General features: G+C 56.5%; 21 protein-coding genes. 13 read left to right on the top strand and 8 right to left on the bottom strand.

Annotated elements, in window-relative coordinates; all coding sequences use genetic code 11:
- From ACWISF_RS00770 to ACWISF_RS00760, 3 genes are all read left to right on the top strand, one after another.
- A partial coding sequence (locus ACWISF_RS00770; RefSeq protein ID WP_448379689.1) for an ABC transporter permease subunit occupies positions 1–274 on the top strand: 274 nt, incomplete at its 5' end.
- 91 nt (positions 275–365) lie between these two features.
- The gene (gene cruF, locus ACWISF_RS00765) at positions 366–1,256 is read left to right on the top strand and encodes a gamma-carotene 1'-hydroxylase CruF (protein WP_448379688.1); all 891 of its coding nucleotides are present in this window, start codon (positions 366–368) and stop codon (positions 1,254–1,256) included.
- A 17-nt stretch (positions 1,257–1,273) separates the two neighbouring features.
- On the top strand, positions 1,274–1,951 hold the full coding sequence (locus ACWISF_RS00760) for an NAD(P)H-hydrate epimerase (RefSeq protein ID WP_448379687.1): 678 nt from the start codon (positions 1,274–1,276) through the stop codon (positions 1,949–1,951).
- Positions 1,952–1,963: 12 nt separating this feature from the next.
- Here the strand turns inward: ACWISF_RS00760 and ACWISF_RS00755 are convergent, their stop codons facing one another.
- Together ACWISF_RS00755 and ACWISF_RS00750 are read right to left on the bottom strand one after the other, a co-directional pair.
- A complete protein-coding gene (locus ACWISF_RS00755) occupies positions 1,964–2,107 on the bottom strand; it encodes a hypothetical protein (protein WP_448379686.1) in 144 nt (47 codons plus the stop codon).
- 14 nt (positions 2,108–2,121) lie between these two features.
- Complete coding sequence (locus ACWISF_RS00750) at positions 2,122–2,772, bottom strand: hypothetical protein (RefSeq protein ID WP_448379685.1); 651 nt, start codon at positions 2,770–2,772, stop codon at positions 2,122–2,124.
- A gap of 21 nt (positions 2,773–2,793) precedes the next feature.
- On the opposite strand from ACWISF_RS00750, the gene surE reads away from it, so the two are divergent.
- Both surE and ACWISF_RS00740 read left to right on the top strand, forming a co-directional pair.
- On the top strand, positions 2,794–3,600 hold the full coding sequence (gene surE, locus ACWISF_RS00745; RefSeq protein ID WP_448379684.1) for a 5'/3'-nucleotidase SurE: 807 nt from the start codon (positions 2,794–2,796) through the stop codon (positions 3,598–3,600).
- 11 nt (positions 3,601–3,611) lie between these two features.
- On the top strand, positions 3,612–4,136 hold the full coding sequence (locus ACWISF_RS00740) for a GNAT family N-acetyltransferase (protein ID WP_448379683.1): 525 nt from the start codon (positions 3,612–3,614) through the stop codon (positions 4,134–4,136).
- On the opposite strand, the gene ACWISF_RS00735 is transcribed toward ACWISF_RS00740, so the two are convergent.
- Positions 4,133–5,113 (bottom strand): ABC transporter ATP-binding protein, encoded by a 981-nt coding sequence (locus ACWISF_RS00735; RefSeq protein WP_448379682.1) that lies wholly within the window; start codon positions 5,111–5,113, stop codon positions 4,133–4,135. The genes ACWISF_RS00740 and ACWISF_RS00735 overlap by 4 nt on opposite strands.
- Positions 5,114–5,814: 701 nt before the next feature.
- Here ACWISF_RS00735 and ACWISF_RS00730 point away from each other — a divergent pair.
- Positions 5,815–6,069 carry a transposase gene (locus ACWISF_RS00730; protein WP_448379690.1) on the top strand — a complete coding sequence of 85 codons (255 nt, stop codon included), beginning with the start codon at positions 5,815–5,817 and terminating at the stop codon, positions 6,067–6,069.
- Between the two features lie 286 nt (positions 6,070–6,355).
- Here the strand turns inward: ACWISF_RS00730 and ACWISF_RS00725 are convergent, their stop codons facing one another.
- Positions 6,356–6,643 carry a DUF1830 domain-containing protein gene (locus tag ACWISF_RS00725; RefSeq protein ID WP_448379681.1) on the bottom strand — a complete coding sequence of 96 codons (288 nt, stop codon included), beginning with the start codon at positions 6,641–6,643 and terminating at the stop codon, positions 6,356–6,358.
- A 164-nt stretch (positions 6,644–6,807) separates the two neighbouring features.
- On the opposite strand from ACWISF_RS00725, the gene ACWISF_RS00720 reads away from it, so the two are divergent.
- Together ACWISF_RS00720 and uvrC are read left to right on the top strand one after the other, a co-directional pair.
- Entirely contained in the window at positions 6,808–8,397 is a 1,590-nt protein-coding gene (locus ACWISF_RS00720) for a photosystem II high light acclimation radical SAM protein (protein WP_448379680.1), read from the top strand.
- 41 nt (positions 8,398–8,438) lie between these two features.
- Positions 8,439–10,313, top strand: coding sequence for an excinuclease ABC subunit UvrC (gene uvrC / locus ACWISF_RS00715; protein ID WP_448379679.1), 1,875 nt, complete (start codon positions 8,439–8,441; stop codon positions 10,311–10,313).
- Between the two features lie 71 nt (positions 10,314–10,384).
- Here uvrC and ACWISF_RS00710 read toward each other — a convergent pair whose 3' ends face one another.
- From ACWISF_RS00710 to ACWISF_RS00695, 4 genes are all read right to left on the bottom strand, one after another.
- The gene (locus tag ACWISF_RS00710) at positions 10,385–10,900 is read right to left on the bottom strand and encodes an adenine phosphoribosyltransferase (protein ID WP_448379678.1); all 516 of its coding nucleotides are present in this window, start codon (positions 10,898–10,900) and stop codon (positions 10,385–10,387) included.
- Between the two features lie 35 nt (positions 10,901–10,935).
- Positions 10,936–13,794: an excinuclease ABC subunit UvrA gene (uvrA, locus tag ACWISF_RS00705; RefSeq protein ID WP_448379677.1), complete on the bottom strand. Its 2,859-nt coding sequence runs from the start codon at positions 13,792–13,794 to the stop codon at positions 10,936–10,938.
- 36 nt (positions 13,795–13,830) lie between these two features.
- The gene (locus tag ACWISF_RS00700; RefSeq protein ID WP_448379676.1) at positions 13,831–14,181 is read right to left on the bottom strand and encodes a phage holin family protein; all 351 of its coding nucleotides are present in this window, start codon (positions 14,179–14,181) and stop codon (positions 13,831–13,833) included.
- 67 nt (positions 14,182–14,248) lie between these two features.
- Positions 14,249–15,445: a hypothetical protein gene (locus ACWISF_RS00695; protein ID WP_448379675.1), complete on the bottom strand. Its 1,197-nt coding sequence runs from the start codon at positions 15,443–15,445 to the stop codon at positions 14,249–14,251.
- A 188-nt stretch (positions 15,446–15,633) separates the two neighbouring features.
- Here ACWISF_RS00695 and ACWISF_RS00690 point away from each other — a divergent pair, with 188 nt between their 5' ends.
- The 5 genes from ACWISF_RS00690 to ACWISF_RS00670 all read left to right on the top strand — a co-directional run bounded on the left by ACWISF_RS00690 (position 15,634) and on the right by ACWISF_RS00670 (position 19,259).
- Positions 15,634–15,897 (top strand): PII-interacting protein PipX family protein, encoded by a 264-nt coding sequence (locus ACWISF_RS00690; protein WP_448379674.1) that lies wholly within the window; start codon positions 15,634–15,636, stop codon positions 15,895–15,897.
- Positions 15,898–16,034: 137 nt separating this feature from the next.
- Positions 16,035–16,727, top strand: a complete 693-nt coding sequence (locus ACWISF_RS00685; RefSeq protein ID WP_448379673.1) for a YggS family pyridoxal phosphate-dependent enzyme — start codon at positions 16,035–16,037, stop codon at positions 16,725–16,727.
- A 268-nt stretch (positions 16,728–16,995) separates the two neighbouring features.
- Complete coding sequence (locus ACWISF_RS00680; RefSeq protein WP_448379672.1) at positions 16,996–17,565, top strand: cell division protein SepF; 570 nt, start codon at positions 16,996–16,998, stop codon at positions 17,563–17,565.
- Between the two features lie 18 nt (positions 17,566–17,583).
- Positions 17,584–18,384, top strand: coding sequence for a pyrroline-5-carboxylate reductase (proC, locus tag ACWISF_RS00675; protein WP_448379671.1), 801 nt, complete (start codon positions 17,584–17,586; stop codon positions 18,382–18,384).
- 89 nt (positions 18,385–18,473) lie between these two features.
- Entirely contained in the window at positions 18,474–19,259 is a 786-nt protein-coding gene (locus ACWISF_RS00670; RefSeq protein ID WP_448379670.1) for an SAM-dependent methyltransferase, read from the top strand.
- Positions 19,260–19,506 lie beyond the last annotated feature (247 nt).

Here is a 19,506-nt window from a genome sequence, read left to right as displayed (position 1 = left end):
GGGCCTAACGGCCCTGGGGGGGGCGATGTATGGGCTGATTACGGCGGTGCGTCCGAATATGGGCTGGTTTTTGCTGTTGCCCATGTTTGCGACGGTGATTTTGGGCGGGATTGGCAATCCCTACGGGGCGATTGTCGGGGCGTTGGTGGTGGGGGTGGCCCAGGAAGTGAGTACCTACTGGTTGCCGAGTGAGTATAAGTTGGGGGTGGCCCTGGCGGTGATGACCCTGGTGCTGTTGGTGCGTCCCCAGGGGTTGTTCCGGGGGACGTTGTGAGGTGGGCGTGGCGGGGGCGGCCCATCCTTAAAGATGCTCTTAAAGATTTGTAAACTATTAGGGAATGGTTGTTTGCGGGCGGGGATGGTTTATGACCCACAGAATGCGGATGGAATGGCTGGTGCTGATGGCGCATGGTTTGGCGATGGTGTTTGGGGTGGCGGGGTTGGTGTGGGTTTTGCCGCATCCGGCGTGGGTGTTGGGGTTACCGGCGTTTGGGCAACGGTTGTTTGCTTGGAGTATGGCCGGTGGGGGGGTTGTGTACATCCTGCTGGGGGCAGCGGCGATGCTGTTGTACGGACGGCGGGTGTTGGGGGCGCGGCGTCTGTGGGGGTTTTTCGCCCCGGCGGTGGGGTTGTCGTTGGCGAGTGAATTGTTGGGGACAACGACGGGGTTTCCCTTTGGGCGCTACGGCTATTTGGACGGTTTGGGGTATAAAATTGCCGGGTTGGTGCCGTTTACGATTCCCCTGTCCTGGTTTTATATGGGGTTGGTGTGTTTCCTGCTGGCTTATGGGGGGTTGGCGCGTCTGCGCGGGGGGCGGTGGGTCGCGGCGGTGGCCTTGGGGGCGCTGTTGCTGATGGCCTGGGATTTGGCGCTTGATCCGGCCATGAGTCAGACGCCGGTGCCGTTTTGGGAATTTCGCGAGACCGGGGCGTTTTTTGGGATGCCGTACCGCAATCTGGCCGGTTGGGTGGGTACGGGAGCGCTGTTTATGACGGTGGCGGCGCTGCTGTGGCGCTCAGGCGGGTCGCTTTTGCCCCTGTACCGGCGGGATTTGACCTTGCCCCTGGCGATGTATCTGGTAAATTTCCTGTTTGGGGCGGCGATTACCCTGGGGCTGCTGGATGGGCGCTACTGGATTCCCATCGGCTTGGGGGTGCTGTTGGGGGTGGTGCCGGCGGTGGTCTGCTGGTGGGCGGCAAAGCCGGCGGTGCCCTCTACGGTGAAGTTGCCGGAGTTGGATTTGGCGACACGATAGCAAAATGACTGGCCGTCATGCATGAATTGTTCTGCACCCAGACAGGGCTACCCATTCCCACCTTGACGCCGATGCAGGTGCCGATTTGGTGGCAACAGGTGGCGCAGGCGGGTCTGCCGCCAGAGGTGTGGGTGGAGACGGCGGGGCGCAGCAGTGCCATGCTCACCCTGGGCTGGTTGGGGCAGGACTGGCAGGTGGGGCGGGTGGTGGTGCTGGTGGGTTCGGGTGTGACCGGGGCGGTGGCCTTGAGTGCGGCGCGACATTTGGCCAACCGCTGTATGAATGTGCGGGTCTGGTTGCACCCGGAACTGTCTGCCGATGCCCTGCTCCACAACCAGTACAGTCTCTATCGCCAAACGGGCGCCCAAAGGGTCGATCTGAGTGAGTTGGTTGGGGAGACGGCCACGGTGGTTTTGGTGGGCAGTGAAGTGCCGCTTTTACCAGATGTATGGGCTTGGGTTGGCCAGTCGGGGGCGGAGGTGTTGCGGATTGGGGCGACCCTGGATGGCGCGGCAGTGGCGACCTTGGTGGTGGGGCTGCCGGTGACCGAAACCCCCTACAGCGGGCAACTGTACCTGGCGGATGTGGGGATTCCCCTGGCGGTGTACGAACGGGTGGGGCTGGACCATCGGTTTGTGTTTGGCAATCAGTACATTATTCCTATCTATCGTCGGGAGGAGGGATTGTGGGGATGATGCGCCAATGGCTCAGAACCCCAAGCGCTCGGACTTGCTGCCGATGACTGCCCAACGCCGCCCCCCCTGGCTTGCCGAATTGGGGTTGGTGCTGAAATTGCTGGCGATTGCCGGGGTCATCAGCGCAGGGATCAAAGGGCTGGGGGCCAGGCTCACCTTGGCAACGCCCCCTACCTGGGTGCCGCTGGTGGTGGTGGGGGGGACGATGGCGGGGACGGCGGGGTTGTTGGTTTGGCTGGCTGGGCGTGATAACCGCCGGTCAGCAACACCAGACAATCCGGCAGCGGACGGGGGTCACAGGCCACTCCCGCCACCCGAAACAGGGGATTGAGCAGGTTGGTGCGGTTGGGGCGCTGCGGTTGCCCGTCATCAATCAACCAGGACACGACAATGGCCCGGGCGTTGCTTAGCCCCCGACTGCGGCACACACTGGCCTGCCCTTCCCACCGGCCTTGGGCGTTGAGTTGTGCGGCCAAATGGGCCGCCGTGATTTCCTGGGGCAAGAGTCTGGCCGCCACCTGGTTCAGCGTTGGATGGGCACGCAGGACCCCCATCGGTTGCACCTGGTGCAGCCAGCTTTGCGCCGCCAGCAGGCCCTGCACCCCCTCTTTAGTGCGTTGGGCGGGTTGCCCTGGCGGTTGCCAGCGGCGGTGGCGGTAGTAGGCCCGCCAGGGCGTCAGTTGGGCCGCGTACCGGCGGGGATTGTGTCGCAGTTGGTTGAGTTCCGTGAGAATGGCTTGAGCCAGAGGTTGGGCCTGCACCGGCAGACCCAGGAGCACCGTCAGCGCCCCAATTTTGATACAGTAGAGCCGCAGCCACACACCACCTACCCGCGGAGAACCATGCGCCTTCTGGTCAGTAACGATGATGGCATTTTTGCGCCGGGGTTGCGCGCCCTGGCCGATACCCTCGCCCAAGCCGGGCATGAGGTGACTGTGGTGGCTCCCGACCGGGAACGTTCGGCGACGGGGCACGGGCTGACCCTCCACAAACCCCTGCGGGTCGAACCGGTTCCCAACTTTTTCCATCCCCGCGTCACCGCCTGGGCCTGCACCGGGACGCCAGCCGACTGTGTGAAATTGGCCTTGGGGCGGTTACTGGCCCATCCCCCGGACCTGGTGGTGGCCGGCATCAACCAGGGGCAAAACCTGGGCACCGACATTCTTTACTCCGGCACCGTGTCGGCGGCCATGGAAGGTCTGCTGGAAAATATCCCCGGCATGGCCTTGAGTTTAGCCAGCTATACCAAACCGGAATTTGGCGTCGCCTGCCGCTTTGCCGTCTTTCTTTTGGAACAGTGGCGCCACCAACCCCTGCCGGGCACCCTTTTGTTGAACATCAACATTCCTGCCGTCCCTCCCCAAGAGATTGCTGGGGTGTGCCTGACCCGTCAGGGCGTGCGCCGTTACAGCGACCAATTCGACGAACGCACCGACCCGCGGGGACGCACCTACTACTGGTTGGCCGGAACCGCCATCGAAGACGAACCCGACCCCAGCCCCCACCCCTGGCCGACCGATGTGGCCGCCATTCGCAGCCAGAAAATTAGCATTACCCCCTTGCAGTACAATCTCACCCATACCCCCGGCTTGACCACCCTCGCCAACTGGCCGGGGTTGAACCAAGGTTTATACTGGCTAAAGGATTGAGGTGTTGGCGAGTGTTTTGGAAAGGTCTGTTCCCAGGTGCCACCAGCTCCGAAACCCCAGCGGGCATCGGGGAGCACGAACTGCTGATCACCGAATACACAACAGCCAACGGCGAACGCTTCCCCATCTACTTCAGCACCACCCGCGCCATTGATGTCTACGCCCTCGAAGCCCTGTGCGATGCGGTGGGTTGGGCCAAACGCCCCTTGCGCAAAGTCCGCAAAGCCCTCGAATGCAGCTTTTTGGTCGGCTCCCTCTGGCTCGAACGCGGCCAACAGCGCCGTTTAATTGGGTTTGCCCGCGCCACCTCCGACCACGCCTTTAACGCCACCATTTGGGATGTGGTCATCCACCCAGAATTTCAGGGCAAGGGTCTGGGCAAAGCCCTCATGCGCCAGATGATCCGCGAACTGCGGCGGGTCGAAATCAGCAACATCACCCTGTTTGCCGACCCCCACGTGGTCACCTTCTACGAAGAACTGGGGTTCCATCCCGACCCCGAAGGCATCAAAGGCATGTTTTGGTATCCCAACTAAGCCCCCAACGCCGCCAACTCCGCATCCTGCAACGTCCGCCCCGTCGCCGCCAAATACACATCATCCAAACTTGGCTGCGACTGCGTGACACTAAACAGCGGCAAATCCAACCCCGCCACCGTCTCGCGAATCAGCGCCAACCCATCCGGGCGCGGCTGGACCACCAAATTCAGCGAATTGCCCTGCGTCGTATTGATAATCACATTCCGGACAAAATCCAGAGATTGCAACGCCTGCCGCACCCGTTCTGCCTCCTCCCTAGGCGTAAATTCCCGCACCCGCACCGTCACCCGTTCGCCGCCCAAGGCCGCCTTCAGCGCCGCCGGCGTATCACTGGCAATCAACCGCCCCTGGTCCAAAATCGCCACCCGGTCAGCCAGCGCATCAATTTCTTCCAAATAGTGGCTGGTGAGAAACACCGTCGTCCCCTGGGCGCGAATGTGCCGCAGAAACTCCCAGACCACCGCCCGGCTTGCAATATCCAACCCCACCGTCGGTTCATCCAACACCAACACCTGCGGCTGATGCAACAAGCCCATCGCCAAATCCAACCGCTTTTTCATCCCTCCGGAGTAGCCCCCTGTGCGGCGGTCCACCCACTCTTCCAACTGCAACAACCGCACCACTTCCGCAATCCGTTGCTTAGCCACCTCCCGCGGCAAATGGTAAATATCCGCATGTAACTGCAACAATTCCCGCCCCGTCAACACCTTATCCAGCGCCAATTCCTGCGCCACATAACCCAACTTTTGGCGCACCTGCCGCGGCTGGTCCAAAACCGAAATTCCCGCCACAAAAATCTCCCCCATATCCGGGCGCGTAAGGGTACACAAACAGCGGATCAGTGTGGTTTTGCCAGCGCCATTTGGCCCCAATAAACCAAAAATCTCCCCCGCCGGTACGGTCAAAGAAACCCCCTTAAGGGCCGTGACCTTGCCGTAGCTTTTGTGCAGGTTATGAATGGCAATCAGGGTCATCGGTGCAACGCCAGATAGCAGTCGGTCTTACGTGGACTTAACTTATCTTAGCATAGGGAATCCACTGACCTGTGTCGTGCTTCCCTGTAATGCTCAAGAAAAGACCACAAGGGACTCTGGTAGTAAACCGTGGCTCTGCTCCAAGGCAGCAGGGCGGAACTCCACAACAAAAGCTCATCAATTTGCGTCGGGCAAAATGCTTAAGGAGAAAATTTTTGTTGTAAGTGAGAATCCAGCTTCTCAATAACAATGCTTGGTATCATGAGGATGCACAATAAGCCCTTAAAATCTTAAAATTCAACACTTCTGGGTATTGTGTACCTCGGGGAACTAGCTATGAGTCACCGGGGATGAAACACCATCTTGACCATTTTTCCTAATATAGCTAGGTAGGCTAAGGTTGTCGCCTGAAGATTCATGGCGACGCCATTGTGGGGCTACGCCCAGTGACCCATATCATGTCAACCTTTGTATGCTTAGCTATACCAAGATTTTATTGACCGATTTCATGTTATGAAACTAGACTAAATATGGCTTCGCCACGCAAGCTAGGGGAAACAAGTTGGGATAACCAACCAAAGAGTTGGATTTATTTTACTCAAAAATCGAGAGGACTTAATCCCAAAAGAATCAGACAAATTGGCGAAAATACTAATGCGTTCAAAGGGGTTTAAGTATTGCCTACAAATTGAAAGAGGACGATTGCCAAGGGCAAAGAAAGATTTGCCAAATGGCTGACAAAAGCCCACTTTGTTTACGGAAAAATCCTTCCGAAAATCCGTACCCATCTCCACGGACTCTGTAATTGTTTTATCAGGAGAACGACAAGCGGTGTGATGGCAGGCAGGAACAACTGCATCAAATTGATTAAGAAGCAAGCCTATAGCTTTTTAAGTTTTGACCACTTCCGGGCGAGAACTTTAGCCGCATTCTCTGAGGGGCGCCAATCAAGATAAAATTCCGGTCGAGATGCGGCAAAAATTCTATTGAACCCTAATTTGTATTGGTCACAAAACCCTGCCTCAGTTCACATCCTCAACCCCCTAATTACTCTTGCTTAGCAGTGTTTTTTCTAGGGATGATGCCCAGATGCAGTTACACACGGATGAATCAACCGTATGGGCAAATGGGCCATGAACCAGGTGCAACCAGATTAAAAAAATGGGGGGCACGTGGCCAATCCCATGCCAAAACCCTGCTCAGGACAGGTATGGCGCCCCCACCGGTACCGTGGCGTTAAACTTAACCGGGGGTTCCCACCAACACCGGCTCTGCCAACGCCTCGTTTACCTGCAACTCCCGACAGGGAATCCGGTCATCCAAAGCGGCCATGGTCCCCGCATACACCTCCAAACAGGCGTTGTCTGGACTGGCAAACATCAATCGCTGCCCTGGGAAGACAACCCGCTCAAAATACCAGTTCGGCACGTTCGTAATCCGTACTACCTGAATCTGACTGGTCGCATTAACGTAGCAACAAAGCAGGCAGTCGGTAGCTGTTTCTGGCAGGGGATCAAGAATCTGGCTCATTTTGTTCACTTCATAAAACCTTACGTTATCGCTCCTACCATAACACCTATTTCCCCAGCACACTGTAATCGTGATTACGAATGAGCATGTTGGGATCGCCTAGGCGCTCGCAGGCGGCGGTGGTCAATGCTATCCTAACAAGATAAGACCCACTGTGAAGATTTATGTCTGATTGTTTTTCTGCTCCCGCGGCGGCGAGTGCAGCACGAGTGCTGTACGTGCGTCTGCCCTGCAATCCGATTTTTCCCATTGGTGTTGTTTATTTGGCTGACCACATTGGCAAGGTTTTGCCCCAGGTGGCGCAACGGATTTTGGATTTGGGGGCGGTGCCGCCTTTGGATTTGCAACGCACGCTCCGGCAGGTGATTGCCGAGTTTCGGCCTACGGTGCTGGTGTATTCCTGGCGGGATATTCAGATTTATGCGCCGGTGGGGGGGCGCGGGGGCAACCCGTTGCAGCACGCTTTTGAGTTTTATTACGCCCGCCATCCGCTGGTGAAATTGCGGGGGGCCTGGGGGGGCCTGCAACTGGCGGCGGCCTATTACGGGGAACTGTGGCGGAATTTACGCTTGATTTGGCAAGGGTGGCGGTGGGCGCGGCAATACCAGCCCCAGGTGGGGTTAATTGTCGGCGGCGGGGCCGTCAGCGTGTTTTACGAACAATTGGGGCGCTCCTTGCCCAAAGGAACGATTGTTTCGGTTGGGGAAGGGGAGTTGCTGTTGGAGGATTGGCTGCGCGGGCGGGACATCCGGCGCCATCGTTGCTATGTGGTTGGGCGAGAACAACCGCGTCCCCGTTTGATTCATGAAGCACCCGTGCCCTTTATCAAAACGGCCTGCAACTACGATTACATTGAGCAAATTTGGCCGGAATTTCATTACTATCTGCAAGCCCCGGATTTTTATTTTGGTGTGCAAACCAAACGGGGGTGTCCGCACAATTGTTGTTACTGTGTCTACACGGTCATCGAAGGCAAACAGGTGCGGGTCAATCCCATTGCTGAAGTGGTGGCAGAAATGCGCCAACTGTACGCGCGGGGGGTACGCAACTTTTGGTTTACGGACGCCCAGTTTATTCCAGCGCGCAAATTTATTCCCGACGCCGAAGCCCTCTTGGCAGCGATTTTGGAGGCAGGGATGACGGACATCCATTGGGCGGCCTACATTCGCGCTGACAATCTCACACCGCGCCTGTGCGAATTGATGGTCAAAACGGGCATGAATTATTTTGAAATTGGCATTACCAGTGGCGCCCAAGAACTCATTCGTAAGATGCGTATGGGTTATAATTTACGGGTGGTTCTGGAAAATTGTCGGGATTTGAAAGCCGCCGGATTTAATGACCTCGTGTCGGTGAACTACTCGTTTAATGTCATTGATGAGACTTTTGATACCATTCGCCAAACGGTTGCCTATCACCGGGAATTGGAGCGCATTTTTGGCGCCGATAAGGTGGAACCAGCCATCTTTTTCATTGGTTTACAACCCCACACCCATTTGGAAGCCTACGCCCTTAAAAAAGGCATTCTCAAACCGGGATACAATCCCATGAGTATGATGCCCTGGACGGCGAAAAAACTGCTGTGGAATCCCGAACCCTTGGGACGTTTTTTTGGGGAGGTGTGCTTGGAAGCCTGGCGACGGAATCCCCAGGACTTTGGCCGGGAGGTCATGCGTCTTTTGGAAGTTAAATTGGGAACCGTACCACTCCCTGCATCCCTCCAATCCCCATCATCTCTCCTCACGCCCGTTTAATCTTCATACACAAATCACTCTCTGGTTCTGGGGCAACGCTGATGGTTGAACCGGCGCTTATTCACCAACCAGAACGATTACAGCAACGGCTTGAGGAAGTTCCCCTATCCCCAGGTGTTTATTTTTTCAAAGACCGTCACGACAACATTTTGTATATCGGCAAATCCAAGCGGTTACGCAGTCGGATTCAGTCCTATTTTCGTCAGGATCGCCGTCTCAGTCCCCGCATCAGTTTAATGGTGCAGCAGATTAGCGAAATCGAATTTATCGTGACCGATACGGAAACCGAAGCCCTGGTGTTGGAAGCCAATTTGATTAAGCAACACCAGCCCTACTACAATATCCTGCTCAAAGATGACAAAACTTACCCTTATGTATGCATTACTTGGTCAGAGGATTACCCCCGCATTTTTATTACCCGCAAACGTCGTTTGACGCACCCGAAAGACCGTTACTATGGCCCCTACGTGGATGCGTTTCAGTTGCGCCAAACCCTGGCATTGATCTATCGGTTATTTCCCTTGCGGCAACGTCCAAAGCCCCTATTTCCGGACCGTCCCTGTTTGAACTACCAAATTGGCCGTTGCCCTGGCGTTTGTCAAAAACTCATTAGCCCAGAAGACTACCGCCAAACGGTGGCCCAAATTGCCCTGATTTTCCAGGGGCGCACGGAAGAATTGCTGGCAAAATTGCACCAGAAAATGCAACAGTTGGCAGCAGAAATGAATTTTGAAGCGGCGGCACAAGTCCGGGATCAAATCCGGCGCTTGGCAGGACTAGGAGAGCAACCCAAGGTCACCTTGCCCGCTGAAGATGCCATTTTAGATGCAGTGGCGCTGGCAATGGATGATCAATACGTGTGCATTCAATTATTTCAAATGCGGGCCGGTCGTCTGGTGGGGCAATTGGGCTTTTTTACCCAACGGCAGGGAGATGAACCCGGCGCCATTTTGCAACGGGTTTTGGAGGAACACTATACCCAGGTAGAGGGGGTAGAAATTCCGCCTTTGATTCTGGTGCAGTATGATTTGCCGGAAGGGGAATTGCTCAGCCATTTTCTCAGTGAAAAACGCCAAGGCAAGGTGAAAATTTATGTGCCGCAGCGGTCGCAAAAGGCGGAATTGATCCAGTTGGTAATGCGGAATGCAGAATTGGAATTACAGCGCCGTCAACGTGCCGTAGAAGCTAATTTGTTTGCCCTGCATGACCTGGCAGAATTGTTGAATTTAGCGGACATTCCCCACCGCCTAGAAGCCTATGATATTTCCCATTTGCAAGGAACCGATGTGGTGGCCTCGCGGGTGGTATTTATTGATGGTCAACCGGCCAAACAACACTACCGCCACTACCATATCAAAAATCCGCACGTAGCGCCGGGCCATAGTGACGATTTTGCCAGTATGGCGGAGGTAATTAGCCGTCGTTTCGCCCCTTGGATGCGCGAGCCTGAACGGGCAACCCTTGGCGATCCCGATTGGCCGGATTTGGTCGTGATTGATGGGGGGAAAGGTCAGTTATCGGCGGTGATGAATGTATTAAATGCCTGGCCGTTTGCGGCAGAATTAACGGTGATTGCTCTGGCCAAAAAACAGGAAGAAATTTATGTGCCGGGGCGCAGTACCCCATTGAGCAGTGACCCGGAACAACCAGGGATGCAATTACTGCGGCGATTACGGGATGAGGCGCACCGATTTGCCCTAAAATTTCATCGCCAACAACGCACCCGCCGTCATCGCTACAGCACTTTAGCACAAATTCCCGGTTTGGGACATCAGCGGCAAAAACAACTTTTGGCTTACTTTCATTCCCTGGATATGATTCAAGCGGCCACCCCCGAACAATTGGCGCAAGTGCCGGGAATTGGCCCCCGTCTTGCCCAGCAAATTTATCAATACTTTCATCCGTCATCGGGTTAACGGAATTGGGTCGAAAAGGGTTGTCCTCCAGGGGAAACAACCGCTAAGAAATCGCCCCTGCGTTGAGGGGATTACTCATAAACCACCAGGGTTTCCACAGGCACAGAGGGCAGGCGTTTGCGTCCCCCCAACGATGCCAATTCGATAATGAAGCCAAAGCCCACCAATTCTCCTTGGGCCTGTTGCACCAATTCCCCTACCGCCTGCGCCGTTCCCCCTGTCGCTAGCAGGTCATCAACTACCAGCACCCGCTGACCGGGATGAATGGCATCCTGGTGGATTTCCAGCCGGTCCGTGCCGTATTCCAACGTATATTCCCGCTGGTGCACCGGCCCCGGCAACTTTCCTGGTTTGCGCACCGGCACAAACCCACATCCCAACGCATAAGCCAAGGGCACGCCGAAGATAAACCCCCGCGATTCCGGCCCCACCACCCGGTCAATGTGCATCCCCTGAAACCGTCGCGCCAATTCATCAATGGCAAACCGTAACCCCTGGGGGTCAGCCAGCAAGGTGGTAATATCGCGAAATAAAATGCCTGGTTGGGGAAAATCGGGAATGTCCCGGATCAGGGTTTTCAAATCCATGACATGTCTCGGGTGCACTCACTCCCTATTATCTCCTATGCCGGCGTAGGTGCTGTTGTTTGGGCTGGGGGATGGTGCGCCAAGGCAGTTTTGAGATACCGTCCCGTGTGGGAATAGGGATGATTGGCGACCTGTTCTGGCGTGCCGGTGGCCACAATTTGTCCCCCCCGTTGCCCACCCTCTGGCCCTAAATCAATCACCCAATCGCAACAGCGAATCACATCCAAATTGTGTTCAATCACCAACACCGTATTCCCCTTGTCCACCAAGCGCTGAATAATATCCACCAACCGATGCACATCGTAAAACGATAAACCGGTCGTGGGTTCATCAATCAAATACAAGGTTTGCCCTGTGGCCCGCCGCGAGAGTTCGGTTGCCAATTTAATCCGCTGCGCTTCTCCCCCGGACAATGTCGGCGCGGTCTGTCCCAAACGAATATATCCCAACCCCACATCCACCAAGGTTTGTAAGCGATTCACCGCCTGGGGAATGGCGGCAAAAAAAGCACAGGCTTCCTCCACCGTCATATCCAACACATCGGCAATGGATTTGCCCTTGTATTTGATTTCCAACGTCTCCCGGCTATAGCGTTTGCCCTGGCACACCTCACAGGTCACATACACATTGGGCAGGAAATTCATTTCGATCACATTCACCCCTTGCCCCCCACAGGCTTCACAGCGCCCCCCCTTTACATTGAAGGAAAAATGGCCTGCTTTGTAGCCTCTGGCCTTCGCCGCTGGGGTTTCGGCAAACAGGGCACGAATGGGGTCAAAGGCACCGGTATAGGTTGCTGGATTGGAACGGGGCGTGCGGCCAATGGGCGATTGATCCACCACAATCACCTTATCCAAGGCCTCCAGGCCATCAATGGCTTTGAGTTCCTTGGGAAAGGGGATTTTTTGGCCAAAATGATGCGCCAAGGCCGGATAGAGTAATTCATTGACCAACGTGGATTTTCCCGACCCCGAAACCCCCGTCACACAGACAAACATGCCCAGGGGAATCTCCACATCAATATGCTGTAAATTGTGGCGATGGGCATCTTTGAGGTGAATTTTTTTGCCATTTCCCGGACGACGTTGGGCCGGTGTCGCCAATTCCTTGCGGCGGGACAAATAGGCCCCCGTAATGGAGTCGGGATGGTTCATGATGGTCTGCACATCCCCCTGCGCCACAATCCGCCCGCCATGCACCCCGGCCCCTGGCCCAATGTCTACCAGGTGATCCGCCTGGGTGATGGTTTCCTCGTCGTGTTCCACCACAATCAACGTATTGCCCAAATCCCGCAGCCGCTTGAGCGTCGCCAGCAACCGACTGTTATCCCGCTGATGCAGCCCGATACTGGGTTCATCCAGCACATACAACACCCCCGTCAACCCAGAGCCAATTTGGGTCGCCAGGCGAATCCGTTGGGCTTCTCCCCCCGACAGGGTCATCGCCGCCCGGTCCAGCGTTAAATAATCCAAACCCACATCCACCAAAAATTGCAACCGCGCCCGAATTTCTTTGAGGACTAAATGGGCAATTTGCGCTTGCCGGGGCGTCAATTCTAATCGCTCCAGCAAATGCAAACATTCCTGCACCGAAATCTGGGTGAAATCCGTAATGCGATAGCCCCCCACCCGCACCGCCAGCGCCTCCGGTTTCAACCGCGCCCCCTGACATACCGGACAAGGGGAATTAAACCGATATTGGTCTAACTTCTGCTGCACCAATTCGGAAGTTGCTTCCCGATATTGCCGCTCTAAAATACCCAAAACCCCCTCGTAAGTTTGCCCCCAGCGGCTGTGATAGCGTCCCTCTCCCTCTAGGCCTATGGGTTCTGTCGTGCCGTAGAGAATGATGTACTGTTGTTCTGGGGTTAAATCCTGCCAAGCAGTGGCCAATTGAAACCCATACTTTAACCCCAAATGATGCAACAGTCCCAAGTAATAATCCTGGGGCTTATCCGCCCAAGGTGCAATCGCCTGATAAAGCGGTAATTTGGGGTCGGGGATCACCAATTCCGGGCTAAATTGTCGCAAAAAACCCAGCCCATGACATTCAGGACAAGCACCGTAGGGAGAGTTAAACGAGAATAAACGGGGGGACAATTCCGACATCACCGCCCCATGTTCCGGGCAGGCAAAATGTTCCGAAAAGACCAAATCCCGCCACGTTTGGCCCGCTTGCACGCTGACAATGACGACCCCTTCCCCTTGCTGTAGGCAAGTGGTCAACGAATCCACCAAACGACTGGATAAATCCGGTTTGCTCACCAAACGATCCACCACAATCTCGATGCGATGGCTCTGATTTTTATCCAGTTTGGGAACTTCGGTGAGCGGATACACCGTGCCATTGACCCGCACCCGCGCAAACCCATTTTGGGCAATATGCGCCAAGACTTTTTGGTGGCTCCCTTTTTTCCCTTTGACTACCGGTGCCAACAACAAAAACCGCGTCCCCTCAGGCAATTGGAGAATCTGGTCGGCCATTTGATCGACCGTTTGCGGGCTGATGTTGCGGTCGCAAATGGGGCAATGGGGCACCCCCGCCCGCCCAAATAACAAGCGGAAATAGTCATAAATTTCCGTCACCGTCCCCACCGTAGAACGGGGGTTGTGGGATGTGGATTTCTGGTCAATGGAAATGGCCGGACTCAACCCCTCAATTGCATCCACATCCGGTTTGTCCAACTGCCCCAAAAACTGCCGGGCGTAGGCGCTTAGGGATTCGACGTACCGCCGTTGACCTTCGGCAAAAATGGTGTCAAAGGCCAGAGACGATTTCCCGGAACCCGACACCCCCGTAAACACAATCAACCGATTGCGGGGCAGTTCTAAATCCACATTTTTCAGATTGTGCTGGCGGGCGCCCCGAATCCGAATCACATCACTGCCGCCCATAGGAAAATTGGTTCTCCAGGCTGGTTTTGGGTTATGTTAGCTTGGCGTTCCCAATAAATGAAACAACACTGAATTTACTAAACCCAGCACAATCGGCGCTATCAGGGCGCTCAGCCAATTGTTGAGCTTGAATCCCTCGACCAATTGGGCCGCCACGGCAAAAATGATGGCATTAATCACAAAGGTAAACAGCCCCAGGGTCAGAATCGTCAAGGGCAAACTTAAAAGCCACAAAATTGGCCGCAGCAGGGTATTTAATAACCCCAAGGCCAAGGCCGTCCACAGGGCCGTGCCAAAGCCATCCAAAGTCACGCCCAAGGGCAATTTGGAAATCAGCCATAAACTCAACGCATTGACGACCCAGGTGACGATTAATTGGGTAAGCATGGCTGTCCTCTTCCCCCCTTGTTGGTTGCACGCCCAAGTGCGATACCTACTGGGCCTTTATTGCTTTCTATTGTAGGGCCATGTTCCCCCGACCCTGCCGCCGGGCAAGCAGCAATTCCCGCAAATAGGCGCGGGCCTTGGTGGGATGTTCCGCATAAAGGGCCAAAAACCGGGCTTTTTTCTCCGGCGTATCCAGCACATCCCGATTCCCGCGGGCGATGGCTTCCCCTGCCCACTGAATCGCCCCTTCCCCGGAATAAAATTGGCTGCGCACCGAGGCAAGACATTCCTCGCGGCTGGGTTTGTGGTGAAACACGCGGGTGTGATTGGCCATGCGCAGGGCATCCCGCTCCGGGTCAATCCGCCAATTCCCCTGTTCGTCCTGTTGCCACAGATTGGCCTTGGCGTTGGCGGCCTCCGCGTCATCTGCCGCAAACTGACGCATCCCGGCGCTGCGACGGATATTCCCGGCTACCACCGTTGCCGCCGCCTCATCAATCAGCAGACAACATTCCAGCGGGGTCAACTGCCGCCCCACCGCCCGGTTGAGAATCCGTGCCACGCGCGGGAATAAAGGGGGCAACAGGGCCGGATTGGCAATCCCCCCAAACCCTTTGAGCACCTCCCCCTTGGGACGGACATGGCTGACATCCACCGTCACCGCCAGCACGGTTTCCCCCTGCGGGTCACTGGCCAATTCCAACAACGTCTGATACGCCTGTACCCATCCCTGCCGGGAATCCCCCACCCGGATCACCACCTGGGACCCTTGGCGTTCCACCTGGGTCCTTGTCAAGCGCTCCGGGGCAGGCCGGTCTCCCGGTTGTCCCACCACCGTCACCTCCAGACGGGTCGTAATCGGGGGCAATTGCCGCACATACTGGGGTTCCAGCACCGCCCCGGTTCCGGCCCCCTGCATCGCCAAATCCATCATCAAGCCAAATCCCCGCCAGTCCCGAATCCGCTGGGAGGTGCAATTGTACGCCCCGGAAAAATTCTCCGGCTGCTGAATCCACGCCGTGCCGCCGACCCACAGCCACCGCCCAGAGGTCAACGCCTTCAACTGCCGTTGCATCTCAAAGACCAGGGCTTCTTGCGCCGGGGTAAACCTCCCCAACCGGGCCAAATCCCGCACCGTCCGTTCGCAGACCTGCTCCCAGGACTCCCGCACCCCCGCGACCCGCCGACTGTAGGTGCGGAAAAACACCGGGTAGGCACAGGGAGCCTGGAATGGCCCTGGTTGGGCCGCTGGGCAATCCGACATGGGCAACCCTCCAGAAACCGACGATCAGCACTATAGCCGATCCGAATGGCCCCCTGCTCCCGGATTGAAGGGGTCCCCGGAACCCCCTAAAATTGGGGTAGGGGGGAGGGAGGGGGTGGTTAGAATAAGATTCTTGTGGGTTCGTAATCAACCATGACTGACTTTCTGCTGATTGCCCGGCCAATTCCATGAGTGGCGAGTCCTATTTGAACCACCCAAACTTCGGTTTGCTCTACCGGATTTGCCGCCTGGGAGATGGCAGCGAACTGTACATGACCCTGTACGCCCACCGCCTCTTTTTTCATGTCCATTACCGTCAGGAATCCCCGGAAATTGCCCCGGTTAGCCGCAGCCAAGCCCGCAGCTTGCTCGAGATGCACCTGCGCGAACTACGGCGGCTCGGCAAACAGCAAGAATATCAAAAATTGCAAGAACTGGAAAAACAAATCTGAGAATAAACCATCAATCCTCACTGCCTTGAAAACAGAGGTCGCCGGACCACCACCCCCGCATGGGTTCTGGGGGATAGTGCTTTGTCAATCGCTTAGGATCGCTATAGACCAGGCATCAACAATTCAATGAACGACTGATGAGTACGGAGACGCTGCCCGAACGCCTGCGCGCCATCCAAAGCCAAATTCCCCCCCACGTCCGGTTGGTCGCTGTGACCAAGCAGGTGCCCGTCCGCGTCATCCGTGAGGCCTATGCCCTGGGGTTGCGGGATTTTGGGGAAAGTCGGGTGCAGGAAGCCCAAGCCAAAGCCGAAGCCCTCGCCGATTTACCAGATATTACCTGGCATCTGATTGGGCATCTGCAACGCAACAAAGCCCGGGCCGCTGTACAGCTTTTCCACTGGATTCACAGCGTTGATAGCCTTGCCCTGGCCCAAAAACTCGACCAACTGAGCCAGGACCTGCCGCGCCCCCCGCAGCTTTTGCTCCAGGTCAAACTCCGCCCCGACCCCAACAAACACGGCTGGAGCGTGCCCGAATTGCTGGCTGCCCTCCCCGCTTTGCGCCAATTGCACCACGTCAAAATTGTCGGCCTGATGACCATCCTGCCCTTGGGACTGTCTCCACCCGAACGCCAAGCCGTGTTTGCCGAACTGCCCGCCCTGGGCGCCCGCCTCTACCCCCATCTCCCCGTGCAGGAATACTCAATGGGCATGTCTGATGACTACCCCCAAGCCCTGGCCGCTGGTGCGACCATCCTCCGCCTGGGGCGATGTCTGTTTGGGGAACGTCCCCAGCCTGCCCTGACCGCGGCACAGGTTTCATCTTGAAAAAGGGGACTGCAGCGCAAATGTGGTTCTCCGTATTGAACTTTGTTAAAAAAAAGGCTACTGTTCAGGTAATGTGAGCGCTACGGAAGTACATTGGTAGGCTAATGCCCAGACCATGACCTGCTGTGGTGATGGATTCACCTGGGACAGAGCAACCAGTTCGCTAACCAAACCCACTCCTCAACACACACCTTGTATAGTGATCAATTGATGTGATGCACTGCATGTTTGTCAAACGTTTTACGCCTGTAGCGGGAGCCTGAACCCCATGCAACTGTTCAAACGACTCCGGGATTTGGTGAGCCTAGGGGAACCGGTGGAGTACGATTACGACCCGGGACAACCCCAGACACCTGTCCCCCCAACCCCTTCTGAATACCGGGAACCGCCCCGGCGGCGGTCGCGTCCCCCGGTGACACCCCTTGCTGACGCTTCTACCCCCCGTGCTGCCATGAACCCTCCTGTCAACAACGTGATTGGTTTGCCGACGGCCCATCCCAACTCGTTTGAAGTGGTGGTGATGGAGCCCCGTTCCTTCGAGGAAATGCCCCAGGCCATCCAGGCATTGCGGGAGCGCAAGTCGGTGGTGTTGAATGTCACGTTAATGGAGCCGGATTTGGCGCAACGGGCGGTGGATTTTGTCGCGGGCGGCACCTACGCCATTGACGGCCACCAGGAGCGCCTAGGGGAAAGCATTTTTCTGTTTACCCCCAACGGCGTGCAGGTGAGTACCCGTAGCTCGGCCCCCCATCCCACGCCAATGGAGCCGCCGAGCACCCTGCGGAATACGCCCCCGATTTGGACGCCGGAGTCCATGCCTGCCTATCTGGCGCAGTAGGGGGGTGTCCCTACCCCTATGACCCATCGTCTGGGCGTAATTGGCGGGGGCGCTTTGGCGGCTGCCCTGGTCGCGGGGGTACTGGCCAAGCAGCGCTACACCCCAGAGGAGATTCTGGTCAGCCATCCCCGCGCGGCGCGGCGGCAGTTTTGGGCCGACACCTACGGCGTGGGGGTGAGTGCGGACAATCGGGCGGCGGCGGCGGCGACTGAGGTGGTGTTGGTGGCGGTCAAACCCCAGCAGTTTGCCCAGGTGGTGCCGGATATACAGGGGGTGTCCCCAGAGGCGGTGTGCATTTCCGTACTGGCGGGGTTATCGTTGCGCACTTTAGAAACGGCAGTGCCAGGGCGGGCCTGGGTGCGCGCCATGCCCAATACGCCGGTGCAGGTGGGGGCAGGGATCACGGCCTTGGCCTGGGGGACGCAGGTGCAGGAGCAACAACGGCAGTGGGCAACGCAGTTTTTTGCCGCCGTGGGTCAGGTGGTGGAAGTGCCGGAGCCTTATTTGAACGGGGTAACGGCATTGGCAGGGTCGGGGCCGGGATACGTGGCGGTGTGCATTGAAGCGCTGATTGATGGCGGCGTGTTGGTGGGGTTGCCGCGGGCGTTGGCGACCCAGTTGACCCTGCAAACGGTTTTGGGGACAGCGCAGCTATTGCAACAGCAGGAATTGCCCCCCGCCGTGTTGAAGGACCGGGTGATGAGTCCTGCCGGTACCACCAGCGCTGGCCTGCTGTGCTTAGAACAGCAAGGGGTGCGGGGTGCCCTGATGCAGGCGGTGCAGGCAGCTTACCAACGGGCGCAGAGTTTAGAAAGCTAGGCGGTTTGCCGGTTGCGTGCGTTAAGATTGTCCCGGCTGCCACCCTAGGGGCTCACCTACGACCTGCCATGCACGAATCCCTTGCGCGCATGTATGAATACCGCCTGCCGTTTTTGCGGGGAGAATTGGCGCATTTGCCGGAACGTTTGACCCTGACGGATTTGCGGTCTTTGGACCACTACCATTACTGCGGCACGACGGCGATTGATTTAGCCATCGAACGGCTGGGGATCACGGCCGCCTCCCATGTTTTGGATATTGGGGCGGGGGTGGGGGGGACGGCCCGTTACGTGGCGCAGCAGGTGGGTTGTCGGGTCACCGGCTTGGAACTGCAACCCCAACTGCAGCAGATGGCGGTGGAACTCACGGAACGCACTGGCCTATCTCAGCGGGTGACGTTTATTCAGGGGGATATTTTGGCGGGAGTGGCGGGCGTCTTTGATGCCTGGTTATCCCTGTTGGTTTTTCTGCATATTCCTGACCGCAAAACTTTGTTCTCCCAATGCGCTGCCGTACTAAAACCAGGGGGACGCTTTTATATCGAAGACTATGTGCAATTACAACCCCTGACCCCGCAAGAACAAAGGGTTCTAGCAGACCAAATTGCCTGTCCCTACCTGCCCACCCTGGAGGCCTATCAGCAGGATTTAGCAGGGGCGGGTTTGGGGGTGCTTGCTTACGAAAACGTCACCCCGCTCTGGCAAAACTGGGTACATCAAAGATGGCGCCAATTTGCCCAGAACCAAGCCCATTACCGCCAAAAACACGGGGATGAGCTGGTGGAAAGTTATCTCCACTTTTATCAGGCAGTCGCGGATTTATTTGCCAAGGGAAATGTAGGGGGCGTGCGGATTTGGGGCCAACGGGTGACTTAGATTTGACACTCCCACCACCGAAAGACGGGGGATGCTTACCCAGTCCACCAACAGACGCGCCAAGGCGTTGTCAAGACGCCCCTACACCGTAGGTTCTGCTTACTTTTTATAGTCATTTTTATTGAAAATGCAACATTTTATGAGAGGGGGGTGTAAGATGGGGAGGAAGGTGAGAATCAAGGAGGAGAATCAGAATGTGTTACAGTCTGGATTTACGGAAGAAGGTGATAAGTTTCATTGAGAACGG

Source organism: Gloeomargarita sp. (assembly GCF_053491055.1).
This window is presented reverse-complemented; position numbering and strand designations above follow the sequence as displayed.